The following is a 14,459-nucleotide window of genomic DNA, read 5'->3' as shown; positions in this document are numbered from 1 at the left end:
TAGCTGCGGATTAGTTATTAGATGCGCCAGCCAAAGCGCTCACGAATGAGATCTTGGTTGTCGCGGAAGAAGTTGTAGAAGGCCTTGAAGGTGATGCCAAGGACCGCAGGCAAGACCAGGGCCCAAGGATTAAACGAGTTGCCCGCAGGAGCTGACGGCTTAGATGGCTCGGACGGCTTCGAGGGCTTGGAAGGCTTAGACGGTTTCGAGGGCTTGGCCGAGTCCGAAGGCTTGTCGGACGGCTTCTCGGACGGCTTTTCCGATGGGGCATCGGAAGGCGCATGCGTAGAACAAGACTTCACCGCGTCATCACCAATGGCAAAGGTCAACGTCTGTGGCTCGGATGCAAGTTCTTTGCCATCGGTGGTACTTGCCGTATAGGTTGCCTCGAACGTGTAGATTCCTGGCTTGGTAAAAGCCCAATGGGTATGCCTATGCGATGCGAAAGTGGTCTCGATCGTGTGGTCGTCTTCGGCGGAATTGGCAAGGACGTCATATCCGACACCCCTGGCCTTATCGATATATGCGCCCCACTCAGCGCCCTCTGGTGTGTGCGTGGGCTTGAGGTTCAAATTGACCGTGCCATCTTTCATCTTGGAGTAATCCAATTTTTCGGTGTTATACCCCGGCCAGATGATGGCTTGGTTCTGCGTTTGTGGCAGGTGGTAAAAACGGTCACCGATATTGCCAAGGAAATCGAATTTCTTATCACCCAGCTGCTTGCCGCGAGGAGTAAGCGCGTTATTGTGCACGCCAAGCACTACGTCATCTAGCGAGCGGTCTACCGAGTTCTTATCAATTTGTCCTGTGTCATCACGAAGGACGGTACGGAAACCATCGTCTGTAGGCAGTGCCTTGATATCGACGTGCCCACGGTCAAGTACCTGCTTTTCGCTGCAGCGCTGAGCTTCCTCGTCCTGTGGCGGTTGAGATGGTGCCGGCGTATCACCGGGCGCGGGTGAATCGCTGGGTGCGGATGAATCGCCGGCCCCAGGCTTTTCGCCTGGAGTAGCGGTGTTCCCGTCCGCGCTGGTAGAAAGCTCGTCTTTTACTTCGTAGTTTTCATCGAATTTGTAGGACTCGGTCAGCACCGTGCTTCCGTGACCGGCCTTGACAGTTGAGTGCGGGAAGACGTTGACTTTGGCAGTGTAGTTTTCAGAGTACCTACCGAAGGTAAAAGTGGCTTCTCCGTGGCCCTTGGTAATCGCTGCTTCCACCGAAGTAGAGGATTTCTCGTCGTTCTTGTTTTTGTAGAGACCACCAGTCATCACGCCGCTGAAGTTTTTATCATCCATGTCGATGATAATTTTGGTTCCTTCTTCACCCTGTTTGCGCATCCGCACCGTATAGCCGGTTTCTTGCAGCGTTACCTCTTCGGTAGGAGCCAGCTGGCGCGGAGTCTCGGTTTCTTCCCACTTCTCTTCGGTAGTGGAAGAATCGGTGTGGGCGGGAGAGCCGGGGGTAAATTTCACCTGCTGCGAAATCCAGCGCGGTGCATCGTCTTCTGGGGTAAAGACGGCCTGGATATTGGACGATTCTGGGCCCATGTACTCATCCCACTCGGCGTGGCCATCGGTGACGGGCAGATCGGTGAGGAAGTAGCCATCGATAAGCAGCGTAAGCGTACCGGATGCCTTATTCTTTGCATCAAAGGAAATGGTGGTGAGCTTATCGTCACCGTCCTTTTCCAGGTTCTGCTTTTTGTCCATGCTCAGGCTGTAGCCAGCAGCGGCGGCATCTCCGGAGGAGGATTTATCGAAACGTTCCTTGAGGCTCGGAGTCTTTTCATCCTTTGGCTTTTGACCACCCACTTGGTAGCTGGTGGTCTGCGGTTCACTGGCCACGAGTTGCCCATCCGCCGTGCGCGCGGTGGTGCGAAAGGTCAAGCGATAACGGCCGGGCTTGGTAAAGAGCGTGTAGTTGTGAGTGTGGCTACCACGTTCGAGAAATGCAGAGTGTGGTGAGTCCTCGAACGAACCCAGCATGCGATTGAGATCGGTGCCGTCTTTATCGTCCTTATTGGTAAAAAGCTCCACGTCCCCTGGGCCATCCACGCTTAAAAGATCGAGGAAGGCGATGTTGTTGCGGAAACTTTCCACGGGAAGCCCCTTTGAACCGAATCCGATCCAGATGGGCTGTTGGTTAGCGGAGGCTTGCCACGGGGCAGTGTAGTACGTGGTGCCTGGGTCGCCGATGTAATCCTGCGTACCGTTTTGCGGCAGGGAATACATAAAGTTCTGGTGGCGCTTACCGTCTTCGTCTTCGCGGGAATAGCCTTTGCCGATCCATGCAACGGTGTCATCGATAAGCGGGGTCTGACCGGAAAACTCGGATTTCAGTAGGAAGTTGTCGTTTTCCCAAAAGCTCTTGGGGGAGTCGACGTGGGTTTGGGTCGCGATGTTTTTGCCGTCGTCTGGACCGGCGTAGGCGGTAGCCGGGGTAATCAGCGCGATCGTGCTGAGCGCGGCCATGAAGCGGATACGAGGAGAAGCCACCAGCGCGTTACCTTTCTGCAGTTGTCAGTAGTTCACTCCGAAACTATAGAAAATGATTCCTATTACTGGATAATCAACTGAAACCGTTTCCCATTTACCTGTGGGTTTATAATGAATACCGTTATCGTCTACCCCCTTTTGTGTGTGTCCACATAGATGGGTGCACACTTTTAGGTATGTGAGTGAGGCGATGGTTTGGGCTGGTGCGGACTGTGTCCCGCGGCTCCACTACGATGGTGGCCATGACTGAAGTTCGCGTTAGATTTTGCCCTTCTCCCACTGGTACCCCGCACGTTGGCATGGTGCGTACGGCCCTGTTCAACTGGGCCTATGCCCGCCACACCGGCGGAAAGTTGGTTTTCCGCATCGAAGATACCGATGCTGCCCGCGACTCGGAAGAGTCCTATCAGGCCATCATTGATTCCTTGACCTGGCTCGGATTGGGCTGGGACGAGGGCGTTAATGTAGGCGGCCCGCATGAACCGTACCGGCAGTCCCAGCGCATGGACATTTATAAAGATGTGCTCAAAAAGCTTATCGATGCAGGACATGTCTATCCCGCCTACTCCACCGCTGAGGAAGTAGAAGAGCGGCACAAGGCCGCCGGCCGCGATCCCAAGTTGGGCTATGACAACTACGACCGCGACCTGACGCAGGAACAGATCGATGCCTTCGAGGCTGAAGGTCGCAAGCCTGTCTGGCGCCTGCGCATGCCGGACAAGGATTGGGCCTGGACCGACCTCGTGCGCGGTGAGATGTCCTTCAAGTCCGAAACGCAGCCGGATTATGTGGTGGCGCGCTCCAACGGCGCCCCGCTGTACACCCTGGTCAACCCGGTGGATGACGCGCTGATGCGCATCACCCACGTGCTGCGCGGCGAGGATCTGCTTTCATCCACCCCGCGCCAGCTGGCCATGTATGAGGTGCTGAAGGAAATTGGCATCGCGGAATTTACCCCAGAGTTTGGACACCTTCCCTTCGTGATGGGTGAGGGGAAGAAGAAGCTGTCCAAGCGTGACCCGCAGTCCAACCTCTTCAATCACCGCGATAACGGCATTATCCCGGAGGGCATGCTCAACTACCTGTCACTGTTGGGTTGGTCTTTGTCCGCGGATCAGGACATCTTCAGCATGGACGAGCTGGTTGAGAACTTCGATGTCAACGATGTTCTGGGTAACCCCGCGCGCTTTGACCAGAAGAAGCTCGAGGCCATCAACGCCGATCACATTCGCCTGCTCGAGCCCGAGGAGTTCGCCTTCCGCCTGCGCAACTACCTGACGGAGTACACGGACTTCCCGGCCGATTATGACGGCGAGAAATTCGCCTTCGCCGCGGACTTGGTGCAAACGCGCATTAAGACGCTTGCCGATGCCTACGGGCTACTCAGCTTCCTTATCACCCCCGATGCTGAGCTCACCCTGGATGAGAAGGCTGCCAAGAAGAACCTGAAGGACGACGCCGTCCAGCCGCTCGAGGTGGCAATTGACACCCTTGAAGCGGTAGAGGAATGGAAGACCGACGCTATCGAGGCAGCGCTGTCCAAGGCGCTCATCGAGGACCTAGAGCTAAAGCCGCGCAAGGCCTACGGCGCGCTGCGTGTAGCAATCTCTGGTGCCCAGGTGTCGCCGCCGCTCTTTGAGTCCATGGAGCTTCTGGGCAAAGAGTCCACCTTGGCGCGCCTGCGCGCTGCCCGCGAGGTAACTCCGTACGTTTCGGCCGCCGAGTAATACCGGAACCGTCAGAAGCCTGACGGAGAAAGCCCACTAAAGCGGCGGATGAACATCGAACTTACACAGATGTCATCCGCCGCTTTATTTTATCTCTAAGAAAACGCCTAAAAATGCCGGTTGTGCTGGCGATTTGGCGCATTGGGCAACGATCATTATAGTTATAACACGTTGCAGCGAGCAAGGGAGCACAGCCGGTAACGGTGCGGTTCCAAGCGAGTGAGCAAATGGCCTATGGTGTAATTGGCAACACAGCGGTTTCTGGTACCGCCATTCTAGGTTCGAGTCCTGGTAGGCCAGCAGTGAAAATGCTTTTAAAGCAGGCTCACTAGTTCTATGCCCCGTTCGTCTAGAGGCCTAGGACGCCGGCCTCTCACGCCGGTAACACGGGTTCGAATCCCGTACGGGGTACAAATAAAATGATTCCTCCAACCATTGCGGCTGGAGGAATTTTTCGTATGTGCGCTTGCGGCTTAATCGGGACCAAAGTGGGTCTTAACTGGGGGATTTACTGGTGCGAATTTCCTTACTATCTGCTGATTTGTATTGTGTTTACCCATCGTTTACTGTTTAACGAGTCCGCAGCAAGCAAGCTTTAAGCAATACAGCTTTTGATTTGCCTGCTACGCGCGAACGAGCCCCGTTCGTCTAGCGGCCTAGGACGCCGGCCTCTCACGCCGGTAACACGGGTTCAAATCCCGTACGGGGTACATATATTGGCTGCGAGCTTTAACGCTCGCAGCCTTTTTCTTTTGCTATTTTCTTCTCGCGTGTTCTGGAGCGCTTAAACGGCTCTTCCTGCGCCGCATTGAGCAGCGCGCTTTGGGGAGCACGGTGGGCGAGGAAGGGGCATCGGAAAGCGTCTGCTTTAGCCGCAGCCCACCCTTCGCGCTCACTGGCTCAGTGAGGACTGGAGCGGGGTCAGCTGCCTGTGAGCGCCAAGGGAGGGAGATGGGTCCGCACTGCAAAAACAACGCCCAGCGAGCCTCTCAGGCTGCACTGGGCGTTGTGTGTAGGCGTGTGGCTAGGCCATGACCTTCGTCTTCTTAATCGCCTTCTGGAGGCGCTTGTGATAGTTATCCATGGCGGGGCGCAAGAACAGGCCGAGGATAAGCGCCGGGATGGCGAAGAGGAGGAGCATGCCGAGCTCGCGGAGGATATCGGCCTCATAAATGCCGGCGATGGCGCTGCGGAATGCGTCGATGCCGTAGGTGGCCGGCAGCCACGGGCTGACATTTTGGAACCACTCTGGAAGCAGCGGCAGGGGATAGGCGCCGCCGGAACCGGAGACTTGGATAACCAAGAGCAGCACCGCGAGGGCCTTACCCGCGCTATCGAATGTGATAACCAGTGAATAGATTATCAACATAAACACCAGTGTGATTATCCACGAGGCAAAGAGCATCATGAATGGGTGCTCGGGCTCGATCTCCACGAAGAAAATCAGGCTGAGGACCACAAGGGTGGATTGGGCGATGCCGATGAGCCCGAAGGTGATGAAGCGGCCCAAGAAGACTTGGTTCCTGGTGAAGTGATCCTTCTTGTCGAGGTTTTCGTTCTTCTTCAAGTACTTGCGTTCGGCGTTGGTGTGTACCAGCACGCAGGCGAGTAGGGCGCCGACCCACAGCGAGAGCGTGAGGTAGAACGGCGTCATACCAACACCGAAGGCGGCAACCTCGTAGATGGGCTGGCGGTCCACATTGACCGGTGAGGCGATGCGGGAGGCCAGTAGCTCTGGATCATCGCCGATGAGATCGGCGAGCTGGCTGAGATCGCCGCCGTCGCGGATTTCATCGATCTTTTGGCTGAGCTCACCAAAGCGGGCCGCCTGCTGCTGCAGGGTGCCGGATAGGCCGGCGGTCAGATCGCGTGCCCGCACGAGGGCATCGTTGTCATTGGAGATGGTATTGCGGACGCCCGCGATATCGCGCTTGACCGCATCGATATCGTTGGCCACCGTGCCCACGCTATCGCCCAAGGCTGCTAACTGCGGCTTGAGGTTGGAGTTATAGGAGTTGCGGGCGTTTTGTACGGCCTGCTTGGCGCTGGCAATCGCAGCTTGGGTTTGTTGCTTGGACTCTTGGGACTTTCCGCCGTTGTCGATGTTATTGGCCGTAGAGGTCAAGGAATCGTGCAGCGCATTGCTTTGGGCGATGCTGGCATCGAGTTGCCCCATGACGGCCTTATATCCCGCTGCCACAGGGGCGGGAAGATTGACCTTATCGGCTTCTTTTTGGATGCTGTCCTTCACACCTTGGAAAGCAGCGGTTTGCTGTCCCACGCGGTCCGCGGCAGTGCGGAAGGTCTGAGCGGTCTGCGCGGAGGTGGCGCTGGCGTTGTTGAGCAATTCCTCAATCTGCGAGGATAGGGCCTCGTAGCTCTGCATGGTCGCGGCAAGGGACGCGTCCAAAGAACCAGTGGACTCATCCAGCGTGGATTTGAGGATGTCGATGGGGGACTCGCCGTTGTCATTCGTGGTGCTGGACGCCTGGTTTCCCGCCTCATTCAGGATGTTATTGGCAGCTCGGGTCAGTGGAATGGTGGAATCAACCAGATTACTTAGCGCCATGACCGTGCCTGAGGCCGCATCGAGGCGCGATTGCACCGTGTTGACGCGGTGGTGCACGTTATTGAGCGCAGCTTGGGTTTCACCCTCATCCAAGTACTGGTCCAATGAGGAAATGACACCAAGGCCCACATTGGACACGACGCGGGTGAAGGACTCGTCGATCTTTTCGATCACACCAGTAGCGCTGCGCTGGGTAATCGTGGTCGACAGCGCATTCTTCTTCTCATTGGTATAGAGATTCAGCTTGCTCGGCTCAGTGCCTTCCACATAGAAGGTAAGAAGGTTGGCGCTGAAATCCTTGGGCAAGACGATGCCGGCGTAGTACTCGCCGGACTTGGTGCCCTCAATGGCATCATCGCTATTGGTAAGGACCCAGTTGATCTCGTCGTTGCGGCTGAGCTGGGATAAAACCTCATCGCCTAGGTTGAGCTTGAGCGAAGCTAAGTCGCTTTGGTGGCCCTCGTCCTCACTGGCGACGGCGATTTTGAGCTGTTTGGTATTGGCAAACGGGTCCCAGCTGGCGAGCACGTTAAAGGTGGTAAAAAGCAGCGGGATAATGGCGAGGCCGAAAATGATGACGGCGGTCATTACGTTGCCACGGATGGCCTTGAGGTCATCGCGGAGAATGGTCAGGATGTTGTTCATGACTTATCTCCCTTTCCGGATTCTTCGCCGCCGTCGGCGGGCTTATCTGTAGTATCGCCCTGCGATTGTGGGGTAGAAGATATTTCGGCGTGTTTATCCGATTGCACATCTTCTAACCGATACTGGTTGGGGTTTCGGCGTTGATGCTGAAGGTGCTGCTGGATTTCCTCATCGCTGAGGTCTGCCAGGCGGTTATCGTGCGCGATGCTTTGCTTCACGTATTCCAGCGAACAAATGGTCGCGACCGCAATCAGCGCGACGAGGCACGCGATGCCGAAGAAGATCGCCTTTTGGTCCTGCATGAACCGCGAGCAAATCACGAGTGCGAGCACTAAGGCCAACCCGATGGCGATGGTCAGCTTCATCAGCTGAGAATAGTTCTTCCTGGCCGTCATCCACTTGGTATCCAAGCTCTTTTGGTATCCCTCGCGGTCCGCGGAGGCATACAACAGATCGGTGAAGCGGTAGCGGCTGCCGATGAGGTGGACCTGCTCATTGATGACGAGCCCGCCCTTGGCCAGCTCGTCATTGACCAGCATGGTGACGTTGGACAACCCGCGCCTTAAGAAGGTGCCCATGAGGTAGGCGATAGCCGCCATACCGGTCAGCGCGGCGATATCGCGGATGTAATGGGTGCCGTAGAACCCACCCACGGTCTCGCGCATGGCGTCGATGCCGTAGGTAAAGGGCAAGAAGGGGTGGACGGCGCGGAAGAAGTCCGGCGTCATCTCGATGGGATACAGGCCCGATGCGCCGGGAATTTGGATGAAGGCGAGGACCACCGCGATACCGCGGCCCACGTGGCCAAATGTCGAGACCAAGCCATAGGTAATGCTGAGGTAGCACAGGCTGATGAATACGGAGGTAAGGACATAGGCGGTGGCGCTGACGTGCTCCACGCCAATGACCAAGTTACCGATGGACACGATTAGTGCCTGGGCAATGGCGAAAAAGCCGAGGAGCAAGAAGCGCGCGAAATACGCCTTATTGATGGTCAGATCCCGGCGGCCCTGTGGGTCAACCTCGGCGCGGAAAATGATCAGGAGCATGAAGGCACCGATCCACAGCGTGAGGTTGATAAACAGCGAGGACATGCCGGAGCCGTAGTGGGTAACGGGGAAGACCGCGTGGCTTTCCATCTCTGCGGGCGAGGAGAGGAAGGAAGATACGTGGTCCGTATCAAGGCCATTGACGGACTTCAGCACGGTGTTATTAGTGGCCGTGTTGCTCAAGGCAATGACATCGGTCCGCGCGGAACGCAGGCCTTCCTCGACGCGATCCAGGTCGACCGAGAAGCGCTTTACCACTTCTTGGGCGTGGGTCAGCTGCTCGTCGACGCCCCCGAGAAGCCCGTCCGTTTGCCCAACCAGCGCTTTCTGGCTGTTGAGCGAGGCGGATAGGCGTCCGGCGGTAGCGGAGACATTAGAAAGCGCGGAATTAAGCTTTGGCAGGCCGTTGGCCACGTCATCGCGGAGTCCATGGGAATCATCGCGCGCTTGGGCGGCCATGGAATTGAGCAATTCTGAGGTCTTATTCAGCGAATCCAGGGTGGCATTGGTATCGCTATTGAGGGAATCGAGCTCACCTAGCACCGCGCGGTTTTGGTTATTGCGGTCGCGCAGCTCAGAGACTGACTGATTGATCTGCTGCGAGACCTCTGGGGGAAGGGCCGGCAGGGCAGCGACACCGGCTAATTGGTCGATGGCCTTATCGGCTTGACCAAGGATGCCCTCTGCGCCGTCGGTCGCGGCATCGACGCGGTTGAGAGCGCCGTTTAACTTCCCTGTGACAGAACCGATATTGGCATTGGCGTTCGCGGTGCCATCGGCAAGCGCAGTCGTGCCTTGGATATAAGCGGCGGTGGCATCGTCAGCGAAGGAGGTTACTTCCTTTTGCACCTCGTCGGTCAAGGCGGTGACCTGGTTTAAGGCCTGCTGCGCGTCATCGATCGTGGTCTGCACGGAGCCCAGGGACTTGCGCGCCTGCGCGATGGTGGGGCGAGCATCGTCGATAGTGGCGGTGACATCTGTCAGGGAATTGCGGGAATTGGCCACGGTATCGGCGGTCTCTGAGAAGGAATTCGCGGTATTGCCCGCGGTGCTATTGATCTTATCGCTGAGATCGCCGCCGGAATTCCTCAACTCGGTGGCTACAGATTTCGCGACATTTTCATTAAACGTGGCGCTAATCGTGGTTTCGAGAGTAGAAGAACCGGAGTCAGTGACTTTGGGGGCAATGGCATTGATCTTCTCATTGACCTGATACTCCAAGGTGGGTTGAGAGTACGTGCCCTCGAAGAGGCTGACAAAGTCAGAAGAAAAATCCTCCGGGACGATGATGGAGGCAAAAACATCGCCGGATTTCACCGCGTGCTCGGCTTCGCCGCGGTCCATAAACTGCCAGCCGAGTTTGTCGTTGTTGTGCAGCTTTTCCATCATCTGCCCGCCGACGTCAATATCGCCGGTGAGATCTGACGAGGCACCCTTGTCCTCATTCACCACGGCTACCTTGAGGTGTTCGGTATTGCCATAGGGATCCCAAAAACCGGAGACGTTGACCCAAGAGTATAAGGCAGGGGTAATCATCAAACCGATGAGAATCACCCAGACTTGCGGCGTCCGCCACAGGCGGACGAAGTCTTGGAGAAAAAGCTTCCAACTAGTAATCACTCGAAAGACCGTAGCACCGAAACGGTGTTAACTAATAGTCAAGCAGGCAGATTCCGCGAAATTGATAGCTTGGTTACCTCTCAGTCACCGTGCTTTGCGCATCAATGCGGCTAGGGTTAATAAAAGGTTAATTCACGCTGGGCTAATGCGTAGAAAAGCGCCGCGATAATCCATGCATCGAAGCGGTGGATTATCGCGGCGCTCGGGCGCTGCGGGGCGCTTGGCGGCGAGGCTTAGTGCTCGTCGTAGTGATCGCCGTGAGCGGCGTGGCGGTGGCCGTCGTGGATGTAGTCAACGTGGTCGCCGTGGGGGACGGCTACGTGGCCGCAGCCTTCGCCGTGGGTGTGCTCGCTGTGTGGCTCAGCCTCGACGTGCTCAGTGGTCTCGCACTCGTCCCAGTGGCCTTCGTGCTCGCGGTGGATGTGGCCATCGTGCACGAAGTCGGTGTGATCCTCGTGTGGGAAGGCAACGTGGCCGCAGCCTTCACCGTGAGTGTGCTCGTGTTCAGTGTGGGTAGCGTGAGTCATAATCATGAATCCTTTCTGCGCTTTGTGGTTGGGGAGTGTCCTTTTCGTTTTCACTCTGTTTTCATTAAATCATGTTTTCAGTACGGTTTCAATAGCGCGCGGCAGAGTTTCGATATTTTTTCATTAGACCGCGGAGGAGCGGGGTATGTGGAGGTAAAACATGACAAAACCCTGGGCCAGCGGTTGGCCCAGGGGTAGTGGTGAGATGGTTGTAAAGCTAGAGTAGTTCCGAAAGTTCTCGGGCGGCGGAGGTAAGCAGGTGGGCGTACTTCTTGGCGGGCGAGGGGCGGAAGCGCTCGGCGGACCCGGAGATGGACAGTGCCGCGCGGAAAACACCGGAAGAATCAAAGACGGGAGCGGAAATGGAGGCTAGGCCAGCTTCGCGCTCCTCGATGGATTCTGCATAGCCCTGGCGGCGAGCGGCTTCCACATCGGCGGCGCTGAATTGCGCGGCGTCTAGGGGAAAGTCCACATAGCCTGCGATGATGCGCGCTGCAGAACCGGAGGTCAGCGGCAGCTGGCGGCCTACTGGGACCACGTTGTGTAGGCCGGACGTGGGTTCGCGGGTGGCAATGCAGGTGCGGGTGGTGCCCGTGAACTCATAAAGCTGAATGGACTCGCCGGTGCGGTTGAGGAGTTGATCCATGATGGGGCCCGCAACTTCTAGGATGTGATCGCGGTTGCCGGGAAGTGCGGGGCCGGCCTTCCACTTTCCTTCAGGGGTGCGGACAAGGATGCGGTGTGCCTCCAGTGCGGTGGCTAGCCGGTGCGTCGTCGCCCGAGGTAGCCCCGTGGTTTCACACAATTCATTAAGGGTCGATGGATGGTTCGCGGCGGCCATCATGATGGCCATTGCACGATCTAGTACCTTAATGCCGGAAACTGCGCTATACTCTCCCATATAATGAAATCTACGTCCCAAATTATGAGATTTCAAGTGTGGAGTGATGTTTATGAACCAGAAGCTGACCTTGGCTGAAAAAGTATGGCGCGACCACGTTGTCCAAGAGGGCGATGCAGGTGCACCAGACCTTATCTATATTGACTTTCAACTTTTGCACGAAGTTACCAGCCCGCAGGCCTTTGATGGGCTGCGACTGCAAGGTCGCACTATGCGGCACCCAGAATTGCACCTGGCAACCGAGGACCACAACGTGCCGACGCTGGGGATTAAATCCGGCAACCTCTTAGAGATTAAGGATGAGGTATCGCGGACCCAAGTTTCCACCTTGCGCAAGAACTGCGAAGAATTTGGCGTGCGGTTGCACGCGATGGGCGATGAGCAGCAAGGCATCGTGCACACCGTGGGCCCACAGCTGGGCATTACCCAGCCCGGCATGACGATTGTGTGCGGCGACTCGCATACCTCTACCCACGGTGCGTTCGGTTCCATCGCCATGGGCATTGGAACCTCAGAGGTAGAGCACGTCATGGCCACCCAGACGCTGTCCTTGAAGCCATTTAAGACGATGGCCATCGAAGTCACCGGGGAATTGCAGGAAGGCGTGTCCGCCAAGGACCTCATCCTTGCCATCATCGCCAAGATTGGCACCGGCGGCGGCCAAGGCTACATCATCGAATACCGCGGTGAAGCCATCCGGAAGATGTCCATGGAAGCCCGCATGACCATCTGCAATATGTCCATTGAAGCCGGCGCGCGTGCCGGTATGGTTGCGCCCGATGAGACGACGTTCGAGTACGTCAAGGGCCGCGAGTTCGCTCCTAAGGGCGCCGACTGGGATGCTGCGGTGGAGTACTGGAAGACGCTGCCTACTGACGATGGCGCCGAATTCGATCGCGTCGTAGAAATCGACGGCTCAGCATTGACACCGTTCGTGACCTGGGGAACGAACCCGGGCCAAGGCCTGCCGCTGGGCGAAACCGTACCGGATCCAGAAGACTTCGGCGATGACAATTCCAAGGCCACCGTGAAAAAGGCATTGGAGTACATGGACCTGCAACCAGGTACCCCACTGCGCGATATCAAGATCGATACCGTCTTCGTGGGATCGTGCACCAATGCGCGCATCGAGGACCTGCGCGCCGCCGCTGAGGTGGTCAAGGGCCGCACCATCGATTCCACTACGCGCATGATCGTGGTTCCTTCCTCCGCGGTGGTCAAGGCCGATGCGGAAAAGGAAGGCCTTGACCGGATTTTCCAAGACTTCGGCGCAGAGTGGCGCACGGCGGGATGCTCCATGTGTTTGGGCATGAACCCCGACCAACTGAAACCAGGGGAGCGCTCCGCATCCACGTCCAACCGTAACTTTGAAGGCCGGCAGGGCCCTGGCGGGCGAACCCACCTCGTTTCCCCACAGGTTGCTGCCGCTACCGCCGTCACCGGATACCTGTCCAGCCCGGCTGACCTGAAATAAGCACGCGAGAAAGGTTGAAACAATGGAGAAATTCATCACCCATACCGGCACCGGAGTCCCGCTGCGGGCGTCCAACGTGGATACGGATCAAATCATCCCCGCGCGCTACCTCAAATCGGTCAAGCGCACGGGCTTTGCGGAGGGGCTGTTTTCCAACTGGCGCGCCGATTCCACCTTCGTACTTAACCGGGAGCAGTTCAAGGACGGCTCCGTTCTCTTCGCCGGCCGCGACTTCGGCACCGGTTCCTCGCGCGAGCACGCAGTGTGGGCCTTGCGCGAATACGGTTTTAAGGCGGTCTTCTCTTCCCGTTTTGCGGATATCTTCCGCGGTAACTCGGGAAAGTCTGGTTTGCTTACCGGGTTGATGGAACAAGAAGACATCGAGCTTATTTGGAAGCAGCTGGAAGCGGGGGAAACCCAAGTCACGGTCGATCTGGAGGCGCGTACCGTTCAGGTTGGCGAAAACACCTACTCATTCGACATCGATGACTACACGCGCTGGCGCCTGATGGAAGGCCTTGATGACATCGGCATCACCCTGCGCGATGAAGAGGCGATCACGAGCTTCGAGAACTCCCGCGCCAGCTTTAAGCCCGCGGTTCACCCGGAATAGCGGCAGCACCGTAGCCGTGAAACGGGATTATCCACTATTGTCTGCGGTATGACTTCGCCTTATTCCGATTCAAGCGACCATGATGAATATAATCCCTATTCCCAGCAGCCCTATTCAAATGGGCAGCCGGGATATTCCGGCGAGCCGCCCGCCCCAGGCGGCATAGATACCGTCAGCATCATCGGCGATAGCTTCCGCTATTTCGGCCGCAATTGGGTGCCGTGGCTTTTTGCCCCGCTCGTGCAGATGGTCGTCCTTTTTGTCGCTTACGCCGTAATCGCCGTAGTCTTTGCCGCCGGTGGCGGATCTCTTTCCATCGAGGCGTCGACCGAGGGAGCCTTAGACGGTTCCCTTGGCGTACTGGGCGTGCTGTTACTTATTCTCGGGGTAATAGCCCTGTTAGTTATTTATCTGTGGGCAAACGCCATCTGGTACCAAGCCGCTACTAAGCAGGTCAACGGCCAGGACTTAACTTTCGGGGATTTCTTTACCGTTAAGGGCATGGGCGGCATCATGCTGGCATACCTCGTGACCAGCGTGGTCATCGGCATGGGCTTTGTCTTGCTCATAATCCCCGGACTTTTCGCCCTGTTCTTCTGGTGGTGGGTCCCAGCCGTCAAGGCAGCACGCCCTGACCTAGGCCTAGGGGCCTGCTTTAAGCTTTCCGCGGAGATCGCAAAGAGGAACATCGGCACCACCTTCCTGGTGGGCATCGTCCTCATCATCCTTTACATGGCGCTGGGCTCAACCGTGGTGGGCATCGTCGTGCTGCCGGGGCTCATGGCTTTGGCCCCCACCTTGTTCGTGCGCCGCAACCTCGGCATGCACGGCTAGGGAGG

Annotated in this window: 9 protein-coding genes and 3 tRNA genes; 7 read left to right on the top strand and 5 right to left on the bottom strand. The window is 57.1% G+C overall.

What is annotated here, in order from left to right; genetic code table 11:
* Nucleotides 1–17 precede the first annotated feature (17 nt).
* A complete protein-coding gene (locus tag ACP8KU_RS06300) occupies nucleotides 18–2,495 on the bottom strand; it encodes a choice-of-anchor M domain-containing protein (protein WP_484483466.1) in 2,478 nt (825 codons plus the stop codon).
* A 233-nt stretch (nucleotides 2,496–2,728) separates the two neighbouring features.
* Here ACP8KU_RS06300 and gltX point away from each other — a divergent pair, with 233 nt between their 5' ends.
* The 4 genes from gltX to ACP8KU_RS06280 all read left to right on the top strand — a co-directional run bounded on the left by gltX (nucleotide 2,729) and on the right by ACP8KU_RS06280 (nucleotide 4,932).
* Entirely contained in the window at nucleotides 2,729–4,222 is a 1,494-nt protein-coding gene (gltX, locus tag ACP8KU_RS06295) for a glutamate--tRNA ligase (RefSeq protein WP_237801121.1), read from the top strand.
* A 228-nt stretch (nucleotides 4,223–4,450) separates the two neighbouring features.
* Nucleotides 4,451–4,522: transfer RNA gene (locus ACP8KU_RS06290), tRNA-Gln, on the top strand.
* 38 nt (nucleotides 4,523–4,560) lie between these two features.
* Nucleotides 4,561–4,633, top strand: a tRNA-Glu gene (locus tag ACP8KU_RS06285).
* A gap of 226 nt (nucleotides 4,634–4,859) precedes the next feature.
* Nucleotides 4,860–4,932: transfer RNA gene (locus ACP8KU_RS06280), tRNA-Glu, on the top strand.
* Between the two features lie 314 nt (nucleotides 4,933–5,246).
* On the opposite strand, the gene ACP8KU_RS06275 is transcribed toward ACP8KU_RS06280, so the two are convergent.
* The 4 genes from ACP8KU_RS06275 to ACP8KU_RS06260 all read right to left on the bottom strand — a co-directional run bounded on the left by ACP8KU_RS06275 (nucleotide 5,247) and on the right by ACP8KU_RS06260 (nucleotide 11,533).
* A complete protein-coding gene (locus ACP8KU_RS06275) occupies nucleotides 5,247–7,436 on the bottom strand; it encodes a YhgE/Pip domain-containing protein (RefSeq protein WP_484483465.1) in 2,190 nt (729 codons plus the stop codon).
* Nucleotides 7,433–10,105 carry a YhgE/Pip family protein gene (locus ACP8KU_RS06270; RefSeq protein WP_484483464.1) on the bottom strand — a complete coding sequence of 891 codons (2,673 nt, stop codon included), beginning with the start codon at nucleotides 10,103–10,105 and terminating at the stop codon, nucleotides 7,433–7,435. The genes ACP8KU_RS06275 and ACP8KU_RS06270 overlap by 4 nt, the downstream gene beginning before the upstream one ends.
* A gap of 233 nt (nucleotides 10,106–10,338) precedes the next feature.
* On the bottom strand, nucleotides 10,339–10,632 hold the full coding sequence (locus ACP8KU_RS06265; RefSeq protein ID WP_005282583.1) for a hypothetical protein: 294 nt from the start codon (nucleotides 10,630–10,632) through the stop codon (nucleotides 10,339–10,341).
* A gap of 217 nt (nucleotides 10,633–10,849) precedes the next feature.
* Complete coding sequence (locus ACP8KU_RS06260; RefSeq protein ID WP_023017840.1) at nucleotides 10,850–11,533, bottom strand: IclR family transcriptional regulator; 684 nt, start codon at nucleotides 11,531–11,533, stop codon at nucleotides 10,850–10,852.
* Between the two features lie 52 nt (nucleotides 11,534–11,585).
* On the opposite strand from ACP8KU_RS06260, the gene leuC reads away from it, so the two are divergent.
* Genes leuC through ACP8KU_RS06245 form a run of 3 tightly spaced genes read left to right on the top strand, consistent with a single transcriptional unit; the run spans nucleotide 11,586 to nucleotide 14,454 of the window.
* The gene (gene leuC, locus ACP8KU_RS06255; RefSeq protein WP_023017841.1) at nucleotides 11,586–13,007 is read left to right on the top strand and encodes a 3-isopropylmalate dehydratase large subunit; all 1,422 of its coding nucleotides are present in this window, start codon (nucleotides 11,586–11,588) and stop codon (nucleotides 13,005–13,007) included.
* A 22-nt stretch (nucleotides 13,008–13,029) separates the two neighbouring features.
* Nucleotides 13,030–13,620 (top strand): 3-isopropylmalate dehydratase small subunit, encoded by a 591-nt coding sequence (leuD, locus tag ACP8KU_RS06250; RefSeq protein WP_284639048.1) that lies wholly within the window; start codon nucleotides 13,030–13,032, stop codon nucleotides 13,618–13,620.
* Nucleotides 13,621–13,668: 48 nt separating this feature from the next.
* A complete protein-coding gene (locus ACP8KU_RS06245; protein ID WP_337887036.1) occupies nucleotides 13,669–14,454 on the top strand; it encodes a hypothetical protein in 786 nt (261 codons plus the stop codon).
* The last annotated feature ends 5 nt before the right edge of the window (nucleotides 14,455–14,459 follow it).

This window comes from Corynebacterium sp. LaCa_282, assembly GCF_057198125.1.
This window is presented reverse-complemented; position numbering and strand designations above follow the sequence as displayed.